The following is a 17,151-nucleotide window of genomic DNA, read 5'->3' as shown; positions in this document are numbered from 1 at the left end:
GCTTGATGAAGCGCTGACTGGCGAACGCTGCCGTTTGCAGCAAACCTTTCCCCGTATACCGGAACGCAAAGACCATGAGCCTTGCCGACGTGAAATACCTGCCGGAAACTCCGGCGCATGACCTCGAAATCGAAGCCATCAACGACGAAGCCTTCGGGCCGGGCCGTTTCGTGCTGGGCGCCTACAAGATCCGCGAGGGCGGCCCGCATGAACGCGCCCTGTCCTTCGTGGCCGTCGATGGCGATATCGTTGTCGCCTCGGTGCGCATGACGCGTATCGCGGCAGGCGCCGGCCGCGCGCTGATGCTCGGACCGCTTGCCGTGCGGCCGGCCTTCAAGAATCTCGGTATCGGCCGCCGGCTGGTGGCAATCGCGCTGGAAGCCGCCGCCAAGGCCGGCATGCCTGCCGTGATGCTTGTTGGCGACGAGCCCTATTACGGCCCGCTCGGCTTCAAGAGAATCCCGCGTGGGCAAATCTCCATGCCGCGCCCGGTCGATCTCGACCGGCTTTTGTCGCACGAGATCGTGCCGGGCGCGGTGTCAAGGCTGGTGGGGGAGGTTTGCCACGCCGATCAGGCAAGGGTTGCCGCGCACGTCGCCGCGATGGCGTGACATCCGGATGCTGTTGCGCCGTTCTGTCGGGCTTCGTAGCATATGGCCGGCAGGATGGAGGACGCCGGCATGAACCCTAACGGCCAGATTGCGATCGTCACCGGCGGTGGCTCCGGCCTCGGCGAGGCGACGGCGCGGGCGCTGGCCGCGAAGGGCGCCGGCGTTGCCATCCTCGACCTCGGCATCGACCGTGCGGCGAAGGTTGCGGCTGATATCGGCGGCATCGCCGTCCAATGCGACGTGAGCAGCGCCGACGGCGCTGCTGCTTGCGTGGCGGAAGTGGCAAAAACGCTCGGCGAGCCCCGTATCCTGGTTAATTGCGCCGGCATCGCCATCGGCGTGAAGACAATCGGCAAGGACGGCCCGCATCCGCTCGACCAGTACCGCAAGGTGATCGAGGTCAATCTGATCGGCACCTTCAACATGATCCGCCTCGTCGCCGACCGGGCCGCGAAGCTTGCGCCGCTGGAGGGCGGCGAGCGCGGCGTCATCGTCAACACGGCATCGGTCGCCGCCTATGACGGTCAAATCGGCCAGGCGGCGTATTCGGCCTCCAAGGGCGGCGTCGTCGCCATGACGCTGCCGGTGGCGCGCGACCTCGCCCGGTCGGGCATTCGCGTCTGCACCATTGCGCCCGGCATCTTCAAGACGCCGATGATGGCCGGCATGCCGCAAGAGGTGCAGGATTCGCTGGGCGCCGCGGTGCCCTTCCCGTCCCGTCTCGGCGAGCCTTCCGAATATGCAGCCCTTGTGCTGCACATCATCGAAAACCAGATGCTCAACGGCGAGACCATCCGCCTCGACGGCGCCATCCGCATGGCGCCGAAGTAGCCGACCATGAGTGCCCGACCATGAGTGCCGAGGTCTCCCCGCTGGCGAAGACCGGCCCGCTCGCCGGTCTGACGGTGATCGAGATGGCCGGGATTGGACCGGTGCCGCTGGCCGGCCTGATGCTGTCGGAGATGGGAGCCGAGGTGCTGCGCATCGAGCGGGCTGGATCAACCCAGCCGTTTCTGTCGCTACCGGACGAATATGACATCGACCGTCACGGCCGCTCTATGCTGCGGATTGACCTGAAGCGCCAGGAGGGTGTCGAACTGGTGCTGCGCCTCGCCGAAAAGGCCGACATGCTGATCGAAGGGTTTCGTCCTGATGTCATGGAGCGGCTTGGTCTCGGGCCCGATGCCGCAGTGGCGCGCAACCCGGCGCTGATCTACGGCCGCATGACGGGGTTCGGCCAGAACGGACCGCTATCTGGTCGTGCCGGTCACGACATCACCTATCTCGCCTATTCGGGTGTGCTGCACGCTATCGGCCAGGAAGGAAGCCGGCCAGTCCCACCGCTCAACCTCGTCGCCGACTATGGCGGCGGCGCCATGATGCTGATTGCCGGCGCGCTGGCCGCGCTGTTTGAGCGTTCGCGCTCCGGCAAGGGCCAGGTGATCGACGCCGCGATGACCGAGGGCGCTTCGATGCTGACGACACCTATGCACGCCTTGATGGCGGCGGGCCTGTGGAGTGACAGACGCGGCGCGAACCTGCTCGATTCCGGGGCGCCCTTTTACGACACCTATGAGACGGCGGACGCACGGCATGTCGCCGTCGGCTGCCTTGAACCCCGGTTCTTCGCCGAATTCGCAAGACTGCTACCGCTCGACGAGCGTTTTGTACGCGGCCAATACGACAGGACCTTGTGGCCAGAGATGCGTGCCGCGATTGTCGATCGGGTCCGGCAGAAGACACGGGACGACTGGGACCGGCTCTTTGCTGCGACCGATGCTTGCTTTGCGCCGGTTCTGTCGCTGAGGGAAGCCAGGGATCATCCGCACAATCGCGCTCGCAACGCCTTTGTGACGTCGGGTGCGCTTGAGCGCCCCGCCCCAGCGCCGCGCTTTTCGCGCTCCCGGCCGACGCTTGCCGCCGTGCCGGCCGTTCACGATCGTCAGGCGGCGACCGTGCTGGCACGCTTCGGCCTTTCGGCAAGCGAGACTGAGGCCCTTGTCAAATCCGGTGTGATAGGTTGATAACTGGAGAGCAAAAATCAGCTTAAGACGGTGAGCATTTTGGGCGACCGAAAGAAGGACGTGATTCGCGAGACCGACGCCGAAGCGATCAGGCTGGCGAAAACGCTGATCCGCAGGGCCCGTTTCGGCGCGCTGGCGGTGATCGAGCCTGGGACCGGTTCGCCGCTGGCCAGCAGGGTTGGTGTCGCCACCGATATCGACGGCACGCCGCTGATCCTCGTATCGATGCTGTCCGCCCACACCGGCGCGATCCTTGCAGACCCGCGCTGTTCCCTGCTTGTCGGCGAGCCCGGCAAGGGCGACCCGCTGGCGCACCCGCGGTTGACGCTCGTCTGTCGGGCAGCACGGCTTGAGCGCGGATCCGACGAGCACGCCCGCGCCGAACGGCGTTATCTCAACCGTAACCCCAAGGCGAAGCTCTATGCCGGACTTGGCGACTTCTCGGTCTTCCGCCTCGAGCCGAAGCGCGCCAGTCTCAACGGCGGCTTTGGCAAGGCCTACTTGCTCGAGCGCACCGATCTGGTCATGACCGCGCCGATCGTCGAAGAGCTTGCCGCTGGCGAACAATCCGCCCTCGACCACATGAATGCCGACCATGGCGATGCAATTGCCGTCTACGCCCGCCATTTCGCCAAGGCCGCAGGCGACGGCTGGATCATCACCGGCTTCGACGCTGACGGCATGGACCTGGCGTTGGGCGACGATGTCTGCCGGGTCTTCTTCCCCGAGCCACTGAGGACGGCGCGTGAGCTCAGGCATGTTCTGGTCGACATGGCAAAGACCGGCCGAGTGGCAGACGAAACACAGTCCGACAGTTAATCGCGTCGGGTCGAAAGCAAGTCTTGAGGTTTGAGTGAAATGTTCTACCCTTTCCCGGTAGCGTTGAATCGCCAGCGCACATTCGCGAGTGAGCCTATGGAATCAGACGCTATTGCCCCCATAGCGCCGGATGAGCAGGAAGGTATGGGGGATCGATGGTCTCGAAAAAGCTAATCGCCAACGCCGAATCAGCGGCTGCGTTTCTGACGCTGATGGGCAACGAGAAACGACTGTTGATCATGAACTATCTGGCCGATGGTGAAATGTCGGTCGGCGCTATCGCCGAGAAGGTTCTGCTCAGCCAATCGGCCTTGTCACAGCATCTGGCCAAACTGCGGGCGCTCGATCTCGTCGAGACCCGGCGCGACCGGCAGATGATCTACTATTCCTGTAAATCCGATGCCGTGCGCGAACTTCTCAACACGCTGGACGGGATTTTCGGCGAGGGTGAGCTGTCGCAGATGGCGTACCGCCCGCGTCGCTCCGGGACTTGACCGGCCGGCCCAAGTTCTCCTTCCCTCGCTGACCTTTTTCGTCTGCCGAGGCAAGCATGCGTCCCATTCATATCGACGACCCGCAAGACCCGCGCGTCTCCGCCTATCTCGATATCCGCGAGCGCGATCTTGCCGGCCGGCAAGGCCGCTTCATTGCCGAAGGCAAGGTGGTGCTCGAAATGCTGTTCGCCGCCGAACGCTTCACGGCCGAATCGGTGCTCATACTCGAAAACCGGCTGGCCGGCCTCGATGCAACTCTGCGCCGGGCGCCCGCGGACCTTCCGATCTACGTGGTGACCAGCGAGGTCATGGACAGGATTGCCGGCTTTCACATGCATCGCGGCATATTGGCGATCGGCCGCAAGGGTGCGGCGCAGCCTGCCGAGGCCTTGCTGGACACCCTGCCCGCCCGTGCGTTGATCGTCGTGCTGGTCGGCATCGCCAACCATGACAATATGGGCTCGATCTTTCGCAATGCCGCTGCTTTCGGCGCCGATGCGGTGTTTCTGGACACGACCTGCTGCGATCCGCTGTACCGCAAGGCGATCCGCGTCTCGGTCGGCGCCGCGCTGAAAGTTCCCTTCGCCTCCTTCACTGAGACCGGCGGCTTCACCGCAGCGCTCGACCGGCTGGGCTTCGGCCAGTTCGCTTTGTCGCCACGCGGGCGAACCGAGATCCGTAATGCGAAAACGACTGAACGGCTGGCGCTCTATCTCGGCACCGAAGGCGAAGGCCTGCCTGAGAGCCTGCTCGCCCGCCTGCGGACGGTGCGGATCGATATGGCAGAAGGCTTCGACAGCCTGAATGTCGCCGCCGCGTCAGCCATCGCCTTGCATCATTTTTCGGCAGGCAGGACCTGAGCCGCAGAGGTCAGCATCACTGCCTGGGTTCAATGCGCCGACTCGGCCTTCTGCAGCGCCCGCACGCGATCGGCAAGGCTGCGTTCACCGCTTCCCGATTGCTTGGGTGCCGCAAGAACCTTTGCGATCGGCGAATCCGGCCCGTCGAGCCTCGCCGTCAGGGCGACGACCTGCGCCGCCAGGTCGCTCATCTGCTCGCGCAACGCAGCGCTGGCGCGGCGCGCATCGCTGCCGCCTTCCGATTCGGACGCCTCGAAGGCGGCAATATCCGTTTTCAGTTTCTTGTTCTCGCGGGCCAGTTCCGTCAGCCTCGCCTCCAACCGCTCCCGGTCGCTGTCGAGCTTGGCGATGGCTTTTTCGATGTCATGGTCGCCCTTGACGGCCGCATTGACCTGACTGCCTTGCACTCCGACGAGACGCACCGCCGACGCGTTTTCCACGCTTTCGCCTTTCGACTTTTCGCGAAGCCGCGCGATTTCCTTTTCGCGGCGATCAAGCTTGTCCTCGCGATCGGCAAGCGTGGCGAGCAGGCGCTCGACCTTTTTGACCAGTTCGCCGGTCCTTTTCTTCTCGGCTTTCAGCGCGTCTCGCACGGCCTTGCTCTCGGCCGCGATCTCCTGTTGGCGCCTGTCCGCCTCCTTGCGTTGGCCGCGCAGCACCGAAATGTCGTCGGCCAGCTTTTGCAGTTCGGATTCGCGCGCCACAAGTTCGATCTGACGGCTGCTGGAAGAAAAGCTGGCGTCGTCATACATGTGCTCCAGCTTTTTCAGCTCGAGCACACGCTTTTCCAGGGCATGCTCGGCTTGAGCGAGCCGATCCGACAAAAGCTGCAACTGGTCTTCGCGCTGCCGAAATTCTTTGCCCTTGGCCTCGAGTTCGGAAAGGGCCTGTTTCTTGTCCTTCCGCTCGACCGCCAGCTCCTTCAGTGCCTCGCGGCCGCGGCCGATCTCGACAAGCTGTTCGGCCGATTTCTCGCGCAGCGATTTGACGCTCATCTCGAGCCGGCGCGTCGACATGGCGAACTCGGCGCGGATGCGATCCTTCTCCGCCTGGATCTCGGCCAGCGTCAGCGGCATCGAGCCCTCGACGCGCTTGCGCGTCAGCATCACGGCCCGCCGCCAGATGGCCGGGGCAATCATCAGCGCCAGAAAGCCGGCGCAGAGAAAGCCGAGGACAAAGAACAGGACCGACTGAACCAAGGTGACTATCCGTTATGGACGGCAAACAACCGTTATGGACTGTGCCACGTTCGCATGACGGAATTCCAGTGCTGCGGCAAGGGTCTGCCGCAGCAATGTCCAGATCGTCAACCCTGGAACCAATCGAGATCGCGAGGCAACCGCTTGCTCAGAACGGATTCCAGGTGGCGCGCTGGGTAAGCTTGAGGTAGCCGAGATTGACACCAAGCCGGGCGCCGACGCCGGTACGGATCGGCACCAGCAGCACATTGTTGTTTTTCATCACGTTGAAGCCGACGCCAGCCACGATATAGGCCGAGCCGGCAACGCCGCCGAAACGATTGTAGAGGCTGTTCACATCATCGAGATTATAGACCAGCATCATCACCCGCGAGCCTTCGCCGCCAAAATCCCAGCCAAGCGACGGGCCCTGCCAGAACACTTTGTGATCACCGGCATTCTTGGTGTAGAGCGTGCCTTCGCCATAGGTCAGGCCACCGATCAGCGCGCCCGAGCCCTCTTCGCCAAGCAAATAGCCATTGGGCAGGCCGTAGGAGGCGAAAATCTTCTCGACGACGGTAGCGAGCCCGCCCGACGTCGCGCCGAAGAATTTATGACCGGAATCGACGATCTCCTGAGAGGTATATTCCTGGGCCCGCGAAGCCGAGGTTGAAAAGACGACAAGGCCCACGAGAGCGATCGCCATTGAGATGACACGGAAAAGGCTCCGGTCGTAGTATCGGGAATACATGCTTCCAATCTCCGTCAGGGAGCACCTTCGCCGACGCCTCGCATCCGTGCGGCTCTTTGGCGGCCGTTAAGGATGGCTGTTATGGGCAAACTATGCCGTAATCCTTTTTCAACCATTAAGCTTTCACATGAAGATGGCGGTTAGAAGGCTGGTTCGAGCCGGTTTCGCGTCGCCCGCGCAGTATCCGCACCCTGCGTGAACACACCATTTTCGATAACGACAATTCCGGATTTGTTGCTGCACGCTCAGGCGCTGTGTATTCAGTAGGCCTTGGGAGAGAGCGTGATTCGTGTGGGCAGGCGTGATCATCGATCGCCCGGCCATTTTTTAGTGAAATTTTGCAGGGACTTTCGCCGATGGCCGAGCTTTTCACCCTTTCCGCACCCGATCTCGCAGCGCTTTTGTGCAGCCGGGTCTGCCACGACATCATTTCGCCAGTCGGCGCCATAAACAACGGGCTCGAGCTGCTCGATGAAGGCGGCGCCGACGAAGACGCCATGAAGTTGATTCGCCAGAGCGCCAGAAACGCTTCGGCCCGCCTGCAATTCGCCCGCATCGCCTTCGGCGCGGCCGGCTCTGCCGGCATGATGATCGACACGGGAGACGCCGAGGCCGTAGCGATCGCCTTCCTGAAGAACGAGAAGCCGGAACTGGTCTGGAACGGAACCCGCGCACTGCTGCCCAAGAACAAGGTCAAGCTGCTGCTTAATCTCATTCTCGTCGCCAACGCCGCCATCCCGCGTGGTGGCAAGCTTACGGTCACGCTTGAAAACCTCGACACCGAACCACGCTTTGCGCTTGCCGCGAGCGGTCCGATGCTGCGCGTGCCGCCCAAATTCCTGGAACTTCATTCCGGCAACAAGCCTGAGGAGCCGATCGACGCGCATTCGGTGCAGCCCTATTACACACTGCTTCTGGCGCGCGAGGCCAATATGACGATATCGATCCACGCGACCGCGGAAGAAATCGTGCTTTCGGTTGCCTGAGGCAGCCAAGCTGGCCGAAAAGGACAGATAAGTATTTTTCTAGACAATATTTACTACTCCACCACAGTCGAACGAAATGAGTCTTCCCACCTAGATCGGATGAAGCATCGACCAAGTAGTTTCTGTATAAGCCGTTCTTGCAAAAATTTTACCTAATGGCTTTTCGGCTTCTTTACCGGATTGACCTACAGTGCCCTTCAGTACCGCGACGCTGCCGGATTGCCGCATGGCAAAGAGGGCCCGGAAATGAAACGCTGCATGTTCATCGACGATTCGAGCGTCATCAGGAAGGTTGCAAAGCGCATCCTGGGTGGGTCCGACATGCTGGTCATCGAAGCCGCCAGCGGATTTGATGCGGTCGAGATGTGCACTGCCGACATGCCGGACATCATCGTCATCGACGGCGCCTTGCCGGACATGCAGGCGGTGGACGTCATCCGCCGCGTGCGCGCCATGGAAAGCCCGGTTCAGCCCCAGATCCTGATTTCGCTGGTTGAGGTCGACGTCGCTTCGATCATGCGGGCAAAGCGCGCCGGCGCTCAAGGCTATCTGCTGAAGCCGTTCAATCGGCCGCAACTTCTCGAGCGCTTCCGCACCTTGACCGTTGCAGCCTGATTCGCCGAACCCCTCGCGCATGATCCGGGAAATCGGCGCTCTAATATCTGCGACATGAACGCAAAATCCGGCCGAAGCCGGATTTTTGTCGGAAAAATCGATCGGATCGGCGTTGTCGGCTCAGGCGCTGACGCGGATATCTTCCGGCTCGCGCAGCACATAGCCGCGACCCCAAACCGTCTCGATGTAATTCTGGCCGCCGGAAGCAGCGTCGAGCTTCTTGCGCAGCTTGCAGATGAAGACGTCGATGATCTTCAGCTCCGGTTCGTCCATGCCGCCGTAAAGGTGGTTGAGGAACATTTCCTTGGTAAGCGTGGTGCCCTTGCGCAGCGAGAGCAGCTCCAGCATCTGATATTCCTTGCCGGTCAGATGCACGCGCTGGCCACCGACCTCAACGGTCTTGGCATCGAGATTGACCACCAGGTCGCCAGTGGTGATCACCGACTGGGCATGGCCCTTGGAGCGCCGCACGATAGCGTGGATGCGGGCGACCAGTTCGTCCTTGTGGAACGGCTTGGTCATGTAGTCGTCTGCGCCGAAGCCGAGGCCGCGTACCTTGTCCTCGATGCCGGCCATGCCGGAGAGGATAAGGATAGGCGTCTTCACTTTCGAAAGGCGAAGTGTTCTCAAGACCTCATATCCCGACATATCGGGGAGATTGAGGTCGAGAAGGATGATGTCGTAGTCGTAGAGCTTGCCTAGATCGACCCCTTCTTCGCCAAGATCGGTCGTATAGACATTGAAACTTTCCGATTTCAGCATCAGCTCGATGCTTTGTGCGGTCGCACTGTCATCTTCTATCAGCAGAACACGCATTTCATTCCCCTTTTCTGCTGCCGGACCATTTCACGACCCGTCCAGGACCGGAGCAGTGATTGCCTGAGCAGAGGCTGCCATCGAATGGTTAACAAAACCTAATTCCGTGCCGTTGACGGTACCAGATTTTTTAACCCCTTTCTACACCTTGTTGAATTTAATAATGAATCACAGAACCAAACCGCTAATGCAGAACATTAAAAAGCCAGACTAAGTGACTCCAGGGACTCGTCGGCCGCGTTTCCGTATCGAGAGCCGGAATTTTTACCCCGCCTTAAGTCCTGAGCCGTATGATTAACAATGCCCGTAAACGAATGGTTACCGCCGGAAAAAAACTTTAGGAATTTGTTTCCCATAGTTCCGGTAAAGTCGGTGGAAACGGGTGAAGCCTGAGGTTTGCCAGGTGGATTGGGCGATATGTGCAGGTGTGCGTTTCCAGGAGTACCGAATCATGAAGTCACGTGAAAACCTCGTTCGGCTGAAGCAGTTTCAGGTGAACGAGAAGAGGCGGCAATTGCTGCAACTCGACATGATGATCGCTGAATTCGAGCGCATGGCTGTCGAACTGGAGCTTCAGATCACTGCCGAAGAAAAGAAAGCCGGCATCACCGACATCAACCATTTTGCCTATCCGACCTTCGCCAAGGCAGCGCGCCTGCGCCGCGACAACCTCAGAAATTCGCAAAGCGACCTCGCCCAGCAACGAAGCGTCGCCGAATCACTGCTCGGCGAAGCCGAAGCGGAGCTTTCCAAAGCGGAAATGCTCGAATCGCGCGACACCAAGATCCGCGACGCCGAGACCGGCGGCCGCAGCGCCATGATCGGCTGAAAACAAGGCTTTAAGGGCCAATCAAAGCCCAGCGATCCGGGCGTTGCTCATCTGGAACGTCGCCGCTCATACCGGGCCGTCAGCAGGCTTACGCCACCAAATCCCCTTCATGTTCCGCGACCGCCCGCGCCCGGGCATCCTTGATGTCGGGAGCATGCTGCTCTGACCAGGACCTGATCTGATTGAGCAGCCCCGCCAGGTTCTGGCCGAGCTCGGTCAATTCATATTCGACCCGCGGTGGGATAACCGGAAAGATCTCGCGCCGCACCAGGCCATCGCGCTCAAGCACGCGCAGCGTGTGCGTCAGCATTTTCGGAGAAATGCCTTCGAGCTTGCGCGCCAATTCGCCGTTGCGCAGCCGGCCCCGGCGCAACGCGCAGATCACCAGATAGACCCATTTGCTGGCGAGCATTTCAAGCACGGTGTGCGAGGGGCACGTCCGCCGGAATGCGTCGTAGCCAAATGGGGATTTATCTTCGCTATCCATAAGGTGCCTATATATCGAAAAGGTACATACTAGACAAGCGGATATTACTATCCAAATGATAGTGGCACACCAACAAGCAGGAGAGCCTCCCAATGCGTGCCGTTATCCAGAATTCCGTCGGCGGACCCGAAGTCCTCGTCATTGCCGACCGTCCCGCACCGTCGCCCAACGCCGGCGAGGTGCTTATCCGCGTCGGCGCCTCCGGCATCAATCCAGTCGATGGCGCGGTTCGCGCCGGCCGCTATCCGCTGCTCGGCGAGCCGCCCTTCATCCTCGGCTGGGACGTTTCGGGAACCGTCGAGGCGCTAGGTTCTGGCGTAACCGGCCTCAAGGTCGGCGACGCCGTATTCGGAATGCCGCGCTTTCCCAAGCAGGCGGCGGCCTATGCCGAATTGGCGGCCGTCCCGGCGAACGAGATTGCGCCGAAGCCGAAAGGCATCGATCACCTCCATGCCGCGGCACTGCCGCTGGCCGGCCTGACGGCCTGGCAAGGTCTGGTTCGCCATGGCCGGCTCGAACAAGGCCAGCGCGTGTTGATCCACGCGGCGGCCGGTGGCGTCGGGCATTTGGCGGTGCAGATCGCCAAGGCGCGCGGCGCTCATGTCGTCGCCACCGCGAGCCCGGAAAAACTCGACTTCGCACGCTCGCTGGGAGCCGACGAAGTGATCGATTACACAAAGGATGATTTCGTCGACAAGGCCCATGACATCGACCTCGTCCTGGAGATGTTTGGCGGCGATCATGCGCAGCGCTCGCTGAAGGTTCTCAAGGCCGGCGGCGTGCTGGTGTCATTGCTCGATGTCAGCGACACCACAAAGGCAGAAGCCAAGGCGCAAGATATCCGCGTCGAGCGGATGTCCGTCGTGCCCGACCGCGCAGGCCTTGTAGAACTTGGCAAGCTTATCGAAGCGAAAAAGCTTGCCGCCCATGTGGCAAGGGCCTTTCCGCTCGAAGAAGCAGGCGCTGCCCATGCCTTTCTCGCCACCAGGCCGATCGGCAAGGTGGTGCTGACGGCCTGAAGCAGAGAAAACCGTTCCGGCAAACAAAAAGGGCGCGGATTATCGCGCCTTTTGACGTCCTCGAACCAGCCTTAATGCCGATATTGCTGGATGCGCGTCGTGCGCAGCCCGGCAAGGCCATATTCGTCGATCGACGCCTGCCAGGACAGGAATTCCTCGGTGGTCAGCTTGTAGCGCTGGCACGCCTCTTCGAGGCTCAAAAGCCCGCCGCGCACAGCCGCCACCACTTCCGCCTTGCGTCGGATAACCCAGCGGCGTGTGTTCGTCGGCGGCAGATCGGCAATCGTAAGAGGGCTGCCGTCAGGCCCGATAACATATTTGACTCGCGGTCTAACAAGATCGGTCATCGTACTCTCTACTAAAAACTCAAAGACCCAATCCCCACCACATTACCGCCACAGCTTTAAAAATTGCCTAAGCAGACCCTAATAGCTAGGTAAGGATCATGAACGCCGCGTTAGTCTTTTCGTCGGCATTTGAGATATCTGCCGGCAAGCGCCGCATCCGTTCAAAAAAATCGGCCAGTTCGCGAAGCTGGCGTACCTGGAAAGCTTGACCTATATTCCGGCCATTGGCATTCAAGCGCCGTCGTCCAGGCGCATGCAGAACGAAAGAACCATGAACAGCCTCGACCTTCCCCGACGTCCCGAAGATACCCGCATCGTTGTCGCCATGTCGGGCGGAGTCGATTCGTCGGTCGTTGCCGGCCTTTTGAAGCGCGAAGGCTATGATGTCGTCGGCGTAACGCTACAGCTCTACGACCATGGCGCGGCAACGCACCGGGCCGGCTCGTGCTGCGCCGGCCAGGACATCGACGATGCCCGTCGCGTCTCCGAGACGCTCGGCATTCCGCATTATGTGCTCAATTACGAGGAGCGCTTCCGCAAGGCGGTGATCGACCCCTTCGCCGAGAGCTATGTGGCCGGCGAAACGCCGATCCCTTGCGTTTCCTGCAACCAGACGGTGAAGTTCGCCGACCTTCTGACGACCGCCAAGGAGCTTGGCGCCGACGCGCTGGCCACCGGCCATTACATTCGCTCCGGCGCCAATGGCGCCCATCGCGCACTGTACCGGCCGGTCGACGCGGACCGCGACCAGAGCTATTTCCTGTTCGCCACCACACAGGCGCAGATCGATTATCTGCGCTTTCCGCTCGGCGGCCTGTCGAAGCCGCAGGTTCGCGCTATCGCCGAGGAAATGGGACTGACGGTCGCCGCCAAGCAGGACAGCCAGGACATCTGCTTCGTGCCGCAGGGCAAATATTCAGACATCATCGCCAAGCTGAAGCCGACTGCTGCCAATCCGGGCGATATCGTCCATATCGACGGCCGCGTGCTCGGCCGCCATGAAGGCATTTTGCGCTATACGATCGGTCAGCGCCGCGGCATCGGCATCGCCTCGGGCGAGCCGCTCTACGTCGTCCATCTCGACGCCGACCGGGCCCGCGTCGTCGTTGGCCCGCGCGAGGCGCTGGAGACGCACAAGATCTATTTGCGCGACATGAACTGGCTGGGCGACGCTGCGCTGTCCGACATCCCGGCGGCCGGGCTGGAGCTTTTCGCCAAGGTCCGCTCGACACGCCCGCCGCGCCCGGCGGTGCTGCATCACAGCGCCGGCGTCACTACGGTGGAGCTGGTCGACGGTGAGTCCGGCATCGCGCCCGGCCAGGCCTGCGTGCTCTATTCCGACGACGGCAACGAGGCTCGCGTGTTCGGCGGCGGCTTCATCGAGCGTTCCGAGCGAGGCGCCGAGGCTGAGGCGATGCTGACGCGGCTGGCGGCCCGGCCGGCGCAGGTTCCCGCCGAATAGACGGTGATCCCGATTCTATCGGGATGGATCAGGCTCTAATACAGCGGCGCTTTTCTCTCGGGAAGACGATCCGGTGTGGGTAATCGTGCCAGCAGTCAGGATGCGCAGCACCCTGATGGCTTCCTCGCCGCCGGTGCGCGGTTCTGCCCGCGTCTCGATGCACTGGATGAAATGCTCGAGCTCTCGCGTCAGCGGCATGCCCTCGCCCACCGCCACGTAGGACGGCTCGTTGGTGGTGAAAGCCCATTGGCCGCTGTCTTGCCACACCGCGTGGCGATAGACGGCGAGCTTGCGCTCCCACGGCTCGACATCGTCGAACACCGCCATCGCCTTGGTGCCGACCACGGTCAGCCGCCGCTCGCGGTAAGGGTTGAGCCGCGACGCGAAGAGATGGCTGCGCAGGCCGTTGGGAAAGCGCATATGCAGATGCGCGAAATCACTGAGATTGTCGAGGAGCGCTGCCCCTTCGCCGCGCACCTCGATCGGCTCCGTGCCCGTGATGGCCAGGATCATCGACAGATCGTGCGGCGCCAGATCCCACAGCGCGTCGTTCTCGGTGTGGAACTTGCCGAGCCCGAGCCGGTGCGAATGTATATAGCGGACCTCGCCGAGCTCGCCATTGTCGATCAGCGCCTTCAACGTCTCGAAGGCTGGATGAAAGCGCAGCACATGGCCGACCATGAAGACGCGGCCATTGTCGGCCGCCGCCTGTACCGAACGCTCGGCATCCGTCACCGTCAGCGCGATTGGCTTTTCCACCAGCACGTCCTTGCCGCCCTGGACGGCGCGCACCGCCATATCGGCGTGGAACTGCGGCGGCAGCGCCATGACGATGGCGTCGATGTCTTTTCGAGCAAACAGCGCCTCCGGCTCGATCGCCAGGCAATCCTGTTCACTGGCGAAGCCTTCAGCGCGGGCTGGGTTGACGTCCGAGACCGCGTGAAGCGCGCCGAGCGCCTTGAGGGTGCGGATGTGGTTGCTGCCCCAGTATCCGCAACCGAGGACTGCAATGCGCGGTTTCATCAATTCCAACTCTAGAATTTCGTGGCCGAGACATAGCGGCGCACTCCGCCGAACTCAACCCCGGCATTTCAGCTCAAATTCCTGCCCGGTAGAGCTTTTCGCCCATTGGAGCGACGCACGTCCGCTTGGACGCACAAAGTTCTCACCTCATGACTTTGACCCTTCGCACCGTGCTTTCCGAAATCGATTCCGATATCCGGCCCGAAGCGATAGAATATGCCAATATGCCGGCTGCATCGATGCTTGACAGGCTTGGCCTCCCAACCTTATATCCGCCCGACCTTGGCGAACGCTTCGACATGCCTTCTGATTTAAGGCGGATTTCGGGCCTTTCGCCGCCCTGGCGGGGTAGCTCAGTTGGTTAGAGCACGGGAATCATAATCCTGGGGTCGGGGGTTCAAGTCCCTCTCCCGCTACCAAAATCTGGTTAACCCACTGAAATCTATAATAAATCTCCCCCTCGATGGTAGCGCCATCGGACGGAATTTCATAATGAGATCAAAGGAGCACTCGACTCGGAAGTAGCCTTAAGGGCAGCCGTCGCAACACGCATCGAGTGGTGGCGGAGCCGGAGAACTGCTCTTGCCGCGTGAACACGCCCAACTTAAGCGACCGGCCGGAACGCTCCGGGATGCCTGACCTCAAGGTCCGTATCGATCTTGGCGGCAGCTTGCGTCTCGTTGGGCGGACTTCTGGCCAAAGCGACTGAGAGCCGCGTAGGGCGTCTGAAGGCCTTGGCCGTTGCACGCTGCTCAGCGGAACATCGAGCCACCATCCACGTCGAGCGCCGCGCCGTAGATAAAACTTGCGGCATCGGAACAGAGGAACAGGATCGCGGCAGCCATGTCATCGGGCTGGCCCATGCGGCGAATCGGCAGGTTGGCTGCGATGCGATCCTTGAGGGCCTGATCGACATGCGAGTGCATCGGCGAATCGGTCGGCCCTGGATTGAGGGCGTTGATGCGCACTTTCTTTCCCGCCAGCTCGCGCGCAACGGACTTCACCAGCGACAGCGTGCCGGCCTTTGAAGCTGCATAGGCCGTGTCGGCGATGAGGCCACCGCCACCGTGCACGCCAGCGTCAGAAGCCACGCAGACAATGTTTCCACCGTTGGGACTGCCTTGCATGCGCTGCACGGCCCCCTGAACGGTGAAGAAGGTGCCCAGCAGATTGACGCCGAGCACACGCTGCCAGTGCGCCCAATCCTGTTCCGGGATTCTCTTGGCGGTAATGATCGCGGCGCAGGTGACGACATTGTCGAGCCGCGCCAGATTGGCGTCGCAATAGTCGAACATACGCCTAATGCTGTTGGGATCGCCCATGTCGGCCACCACCTCATGCGACGATGCGCCTATTCCTTTCAGTTCGTCGTGACGCTTGCTGAGGCCCTCCGCATCGCGGTCGCAGAGCACGACCTCGGCCCCCTTGGAAAGGAATGCACGGGCGGTCTCGAAACCCATGCCGCTCGCGGCGCCGGTCACCAGCACGGTTCTGCCGGCAAAGCTGTCTTGGGCGAATGTGGCGTATGCGTCAGTCATGGTTTCTCCGAGAACAAGCGGGATTAGCCGGCCACAGGCAGAGCCTCTGGCGAGGCGCTGGATTCAGGCCTTCAGATGCAGCGTCACCAGCACTGTACATTCCGCACCATCATCGAAATGCGCCGCGACACGCAGCCAGTTGCCGAAATGGGCGAGCCGCGCCATTGCCACGCCGTCGCGTTTGTCCGGCATTGGAAATTCGGTGCCTTCGCGCAGCCAACGCATTCCGTCCGGCGAAACCTCAATCCACGCCGTCGTAGTGGGTCCGACAGGTTCTTTAAGCGCGCGCACGAAGAAAATCGCCTCGCGCGCCCACCCTGCCTCATAGGGCTCGCTGGCGGCTTCACCACGCCAGCATTCATTGCGCGAGACGACCGCGGTGAAGTTCTCGGGCAGCATCAGAAGTCTCCTGAAATGCAAATGGAGTCGACGTAGAGGAAGGCGCGTTTGGCAACGTCGGTTTCCGCGAACAGGGCGAAGTTGAGCATGCACCAAAGGTTCTTCATCGCCGGAATGCGGATCGAATCGAACCCCGAGAGATCGAAGCTGCGATCGTTGCAGCGCAGCCCGAGCGCCGTCATCGATTCCAGGTCGAAGTCGAAGCACAGATAGGTCCAGTTCACCTTGGTGGGGACCTCGTTGTAGCAGAGGCGCTGCGATCCACCGGGAAGATCGAGCCAGTTCTCCGACGCCAGATGGTAGTGGCTGATCGTCTTGTTGTCGGTGCCGATCGGGATGATTCTCTCGGTCTCACGCTTGTATTGCCATTTTTGCAGATGTTGGCCGTCGAGCGCATTCAGGAAGCGCAGATGCGGCATGACGCGGTCGTCATGGCTGTCTTTGTCTCCACCCTGCAGGTCGAACAGGAAGCCGACGGAGCGCACATCGGTCTCGGACAGTTTCAGCTCGCTGGCCTCAGGCTTGAAGGTAAAATACATTTCGAAACGGATCGGCCCGCGTTTCCTGAACGTGTGGCGTTTGATGGCGACGTTGCGTGCGCCAGGCACCGGACGTGTTGCGACCTTCAAGGCGTAGGAAGAGCCCATTCCCCCGTGCGAGCCGGCATCCCAGTGTCCGAGCGTCGACAGCATTGCGCTTGTATGCTGCGCGTAACCGGGCAGCATGGTGTCAAGATCGTCCTCGTAGTTGCCGACAAGCTGCGACCAACCGCAGTGGCCACGCGAGAAATCGTCGAACGACAGAATCCGCGGCAGCGGGTCGAAGCGGCTGAGCGCCGGATCGGCGCGCAGCAGCGCCAGCCGCATCGCCTCTGTCAAGGTATCGGGTGGGTT

At 61.5% G+C, this 17,151-nt stretch carries 21 protein-coding genes and 1 tRNA gene; 12 read left to right on the top strand and 10 right to left on the bottom strand.

The window, feature by feature from the left end; translation table 11 throughout:
• Positions 1 to 74 precede the first annotated feature (74 nt).
• The 6 genes from CIT25_RS08860 to CIT25_RS08835 all read left to right on the top strand — a co-directional run bounded on the left by CIT25_RS08860 (position 75) and on the right by CIT25_RS08835 (position 4,808).
• Positions 75 to 611 (top strand): GNAT family N-acetyltransferase, encoded by a 537-nt coding sequence (locus tag CIT25_RS08860; protein WP_095484166.1) that lies wholly within the window; start codon positions 75 to 77, stop codon positions 609 to 611.
• Positions 612 to 680: 69 nt separating this feature from the next.
• Positions 681 to 1,442, top strand: coding sequence for a 3-hydroxyacyl-CoA dehydrogenase (locus CIT25_RS08855; protein WP_095484255.1), 762 nt, complete (start codon positions 681 to 683; stop codon positions 1,440 to 1,442).
• A gap of 20 nt (positions 1,443 to 1,462) precedes the next feature.
• Complete coding sequence (locus CIT25_RS08850; RefSeq protein ID WP_095484165.1) at positions 1,463 to 2,635, top strand: CaiB/BaiF CoA transferase family protein; 1,173 nt, start codon at positions 1,463 to 1,465, stop codon at positions 2,633 to 2,635.
• A 39-nt stretch (positions 2,636 to 2,674) separates the two neighbouring features.
• Positions 2,675 to 3,454 carry a HugZ family pyridoxamine 5'-phosphate oxidase gene (locus CIT25_RS08845; protein ID WP_095484164.1) on the top strand — a complete coding sequence of 260 codons (780 nt, stop codon included), beginning with the start codon at positions 2,675 to 2,677 and terminating at the stop codon, positions 3,452 to 3,454.
• Positions 3,455 to 3,609: 155 nt separating this feature from the next.
• The gene (locus CIT25_RS08840) at positions 3,610 to 3,948 is read left to right on the top strand and encodes an ArsR/SmtB family transcription factor (RefSeq protein WP_065011891.1); all 339 of its coding nucleotides are present in this window, start codon (positions 3,610 to 3,612) and stop codon (positions 3,946 to 3,948) included.
• A 56-nt stretch (positions 3,949 to 4,004) separates the two neighbouring features.
• Positions 4,005 to 4,808, top strand: coding sequence for a TrmH family RNA methyltransferase (locus CIT25_RS08835; protein WP_095484163.1), 804 nt, complete (start codon positions 4,005 to 4,007; stop codon positions 4,806 to 4,808).
• Positions 4,809 to 4,837: 29 nt separating this feature from the next.
• On the opposite strand, the gene CIT25_RS08830 is transcribed toward CIT25_RS08835, so the two are convergent.
• Positions 4,838 to 6,007 carry a coiled-coil domain-containing protein gene (locus CIT25_RS08830; RefSeq protein WP_095484162.1) on the bottom strand — a complete coding sequence of 390 codons (1,170 nt, stop codon included), beginning with the start codon at positions 6,005 to 6,007 and terminating at the stop codon, positions 4,838 to 4,840.
• Positions 6,008 to 6,155: 148 nt separating this feature from the next.
• Positions 6,156 to 6,737, bottom strand: a complete 582-nt coding sequence (locus tag CIT25_RS08825; protein ID WP_095484161.1) for a DUF1134 domain-containing protein — start codon at positions 6,735 to 6,737, stop codon at positions 6,156 to 6,158.
• A 356-nt stretch (positions 6,738 to 7,093) separates the two neighbouring features.
• Here CIT25_RS08825 and chpT point away from each other — a divergent pair, with 356 nt between their 5' ends.
• The gene (gene chpT, locus CIT25_RS08820) at positions 7,094 to 7,723 is read left to right on the top strand and encodes a histidine phosphotransferase ChpT (protein ID WP_095484160.1); all 630 of its coding nucleotides are present in this window, start codon (positions 7,094 to 7,096) and stop codon (positions 7,721 to 7,723) included.
• Positions 7,724 to 7,969: 246 nt separating this feature from the next.
• The gene (locus CIT25_RS08815) at positions 7,970 to 8,338 is read left to right on the top strand and encodes a response regulator (protein WP_095484254.1); all 369 of its coding nucleotides are present in this window, start codon (positions 7,970 to 7,972) and stop codon (positions 8,336 to 8,338) included.
• Positions 8,339 to 8,458: 120 nt separating this feature from the next.
• Here CIT25_RS08815 and ctrA read toward each other — a convergent pair whose 3' ends face one another.
• Positions 8,459 to 9,154: a response regulator transcription factor CtrA gene (ctrA, locus tag CIT25_RS08810; RefSeq protein ID WP_006203583.1), complete on the bottom strand. Its 696-nt coding sequence runs from the start codon at positions 9,152 to 9,154 to the stop codon at positions 8,459 to 8,461.
• Between the two features lie 451 nt (positions 9,155 to 9,605).
• Here ctrA and CIT25_RS08805 point away from each other — a divergent pair, with 451 nt between their 5' ends.
• The gene (locus CIT25_RS08805) at positions 9,606 to 9,983 is read left to right on the top strand and encodes a flagellar export protein FliJ (RefSeq protein WP_029349790.1); all 378 of its coding nucleotides are present in this window, start codon (positions 9,606 to 9,608) and stop codon (positions 9,981 to 9,983) included.
• A gap of 88 nt (positions 9,984 to 10,071) precedes the next feature.
• Here the strand turns inward: CIT25_RS08805 and CIT25_RS08800 are convergent, their stop codons facing one another.
• Positions 10,072 to 10,395 carry a winged helix-turn-helix transcriptional regulator gene (locus CIT25_RS08800; RefSeq protein ID WP_245329796.1) on the bottom strand — a complete coding sequence of 108 codons (324 nt, stop codon included), beginning with the start codon at positions 10,393 to 10,395 and terminating at the stop codon, positions 10,072 to 10,074.
• 167 nt (positions 10,396 to 10,562) lie between these two features.
• Between CIT25_RS08800 and CIT25_RS08795 the strand changes: the two genes are divergently transcribed.
• Positions 10,563 to 11,489 carry an NADP-dependent oxidoreductase gene (locus CIT25_RS08795; RefSeq protein ID WP_095484158.1) on the top strand — a complete coding sequence of 309 codons (927 nt, stop codon included), beginning with the start codon at positions 10,563 to 10,565 and terminating at the stop codon, positions 11,487 to 11,489.
• A 71-nt stretch (positions 11,490 to 11,560) separates the two neighbouring features.
• On the opposite strand, the gene sciP is transcribed toward CIT25_RS08795, so the two are convergent.
• Positions 11,561 to 11,836 (bottom strand): CtrA inhibitor SciP, encoded by a 276-nt coding sequence (gene sciP, locus CIT25_RS08790; protein ID WP_006203587.1) that lies wholly within the window; start codon positions 11,834 to 11,836, stop codon positions 11,561 to 11,563.
• An 85-nt stretch (positions 11,837 to 11,921) separates the two neighbouring features.
• Positions 11,922 to 12,071, bottom strand: coding sequence for a hypothetical protein (locus tag CIT25_RS36170; protein ID WP_158302530.1), 150 nt, complete (start codon positions 12,069 to 12,071; stop codon positions 11,922 to 11,924).
• A 36-nt stretch (positions 12,072 to 12,107) separates the two neighbouring features.
• On the opposite strand from CIT25_RS36170, the gene mnmA reads away from it, so the two are divergent.
• On the top strand, positions 12,108 to 13,298 hold the full coding sequence (gene mnmA / locus CIT25_RS08785) for a tRNA 2-thiouridine(34) synthase MnmA (RefSeq protein ID WP_095484253.1): 1,191 nt from the start codon (positions 12,108 to 12,110) through the stop codon (positions 13,296 to 13,298).
• A gap of 15 nt (positions 13,299 to 13,313) precedes the next feature.
• Here mnmA and CIT25_RS08780 read toward each other — a convergent pair whose 3' ends face one another.
• Positions 13,314 to 14,321: a Gfo/Idh/MocA family protein gene (locus CIT25_RS08780; protein WP_095484157.1), complete on the bottom strand. Its 1,008-nt coding sequence runs from the start codon at positions 14,319 to 14,321 to the stop codon at positions 13,314 to 13,316.
• A gap of 342 nt (positions 14,322 to 14,663) precedes the next feature.
• On the opposite strand from CIT25_RS08780, the gene CIT25_RS08770 reads away from it, so the two are divergent.
• Positions 14,664 to 14,740 (top strand) — tRNA-Met (locus tag CIT25_RS08770).
• Positions 14,741 to 15,073: 333 nt separating this feature from the next.
• Here CIT25_RS08770 and CIT25_RS08765 read toward each other — a convergent pair.
• From CIT25_RS08765 to CIT25_RS08755, 3 genes are all read right to left on the bottom strand, one after another.
• Positions 15,074 to 15,781, bottom strand: a complete 708-nt coding sequence (locus CIT25_RS08765; RefSeq protein WP_245329803.1) for an SDR family NAD(P)-dependent oxidoreductase — start codon at positions 15,779 to 15,781, stop codon at positions 15,074 to 15,076.
• A 141-nt stretch (positions 15,782 to 15,922) separates the two neighbouring features.
• A complete protein-coding gene (locus CIT25_RS08760) occupies positions 15,923 to 16,258 on the bottom strand; it encodes a hypothetical protein (protein ID WP_095484154.1) in 336 nt (111 codons plus the stop codon).
• Positions 16,258 to 17,124 (bottom strand): DUF6772 family protein, encoded by an 867-nt coding sequence (locus tag CIT25_RS08755; protein WP_095484252.1) that lies wholly within the window; start codon positions 17,122 to 17,124, stop codon positions 16,258 to 16,260. Before CIT25_RS08755 ends, CIT25_RS08760 begins: the two co-directional genes overlap by 1 nt.
• Between the last annotated feature and the right edge of the window lie 27 nt (positions 17,125 to 17,151).

The sequence above is a fragment of the Mesorhizobium mediterraneum genome (genome assembly GCF_002284565.1).
GTDB lineage: Bacteria > Pseudomonadota > Alphaproteobacteria > Rhizobiales > Rhizobiaceae > Mesorhizobium > Mesorhizobium mediterraneum.
Note: the sequence above shows the minus strand (reverse complement) of the source record. Positions and strands in the feature narration are given on the sequence as shown.

Excerpts from the sequence above, each read along its gene's own strand:
- CIT25_RS08835 (WP_095484163.1), top strand. The coding sequence starts at position 4,005 with ATGCGTCCCATTCATATCGACGACCCGCAAGACCCGCGCGTCTCCGCC.
- CIT25_RS08760 (WP_095484154.1), bottom strand. The coding sequence starts at position 16,258 with ATGCTGCCCGAGAACTTCACCGCGGTCGTCTCGCGCAATGAATGCTGG.
- CIT25_RS08850 (WP_095484165.1), top strand. The coding sequence starts at position 1,463 with ATGAGTGCCGAGGTCTCCCCGCTGGCGAAGACCGGCCCGCTCGCCGGT.
- CIT25_RS08780 (WP_095484157.1), bottom strand. The coding sequence starts at position 14,321 with ATGAAACCGCGCATTGCAGTCCTCGGTTGCGGATACTGGGGCAGCAAC.
- CIT25_RS08755 (WP_095484252.1), bottom strand. The coding sequence starts at position 17,124 with ATGCGGCTGGCGCTGCTGCGCGCCGATCCGGCGCTCAGCCGCTTCGAC.
- CIT25_RS08825 (WP_095484161.1), bottom strand. The coding sequence starts at position 6,737 with ATGTATTCCCGATACTACGACCGGAGCCTTTTCCGTGTCATCTCAATG.
- CIT25_RS08765 (WP_245329803.1), bottom strand. The coding sequence starts at position 15,781 with ATGGGTTTCGAGACCGCCCGTGCATTCCTTTCCAAGGGGGCCGAGGTC.
- CIT25_RS08840 (WP_065011891.1), top strand. The coding sequence starts at position 3,610 with ATGGTCTCGAAAAAGCTAATCGCCAACGCCGAATCAGCGGCTGCGTTT.
- CIT25_RS08795 (WP_095484158.1), top strand. The coding sequence starts at position 10,563 with ATGCGTGCCGTTATCCAGAATTCCGTCGGCGGACCCGAAGTCCTCGTC.
- CIT25_RS08800 (WP_245329796.1), bottom strand. The coding sequence starts at position 10,395 with ATGCTCGCCAGCAAATGGGTCTATCTGGTGATCTGCGCGTTGCGCCGG.
- mnmA (WP_095484253.1), top strand. The coding sequence starts at position 12,108 with ATGAACAGCCTCGACCTTCCCCGACGTCCCGAAGATACCCGCATCGTT.
- sciP (WP_006203587.1), bottom strand. The coding sequence starts at position 11,836 with ATGACCGATCTTGTTAGACCGCGAGTCAAATATGTTATCGGGCCTGAC.
- CIT25_RS08815 (WP_095484254.1), top strand. The coding sequence starts at position 7,970 with ATGAAACGCTGCATGTTCATCGACGATTCGAGCGTCATCAGGAAGGTT.
- CIT25_RS08805 (WP_029349790.1), top strand. The coding sequence starts at position 9,606 with ATGAAGTCACGTGAAAACCTCGTTCGGCTGAAGCAGTTTCAGGTGAAC.
- CIT25_RS08860 (WP_095484166.1), top strand. The coding sequence starts at position 75 with ATGAGCCTTGCCGACGTGAAATACCTGCCGGAAACTCCGGCGCATGAC.
- ctrA (WP_006203583.1), bottom strand. The coding sequence starts at position 9,154 with ATGCGTGTTCTGCTGATAGAAGATGACAGTGCGACCGCACAAAGCATC.
- chpT (WP_095484160.1), top strand. The coding sequence starts at position 7,094 with ATGGCCGAGCTTTTCACCCTTTCCGCACCCGATCTCGCAGCGCTTTTG.
- CIT25_RS08855 (WP_095484255.1), top strand. The coding sequence starts at position 681 with ATGAACCCTAACGGCCAGATTGCGATCGTCACCGGCGGTGGCTCCGGC.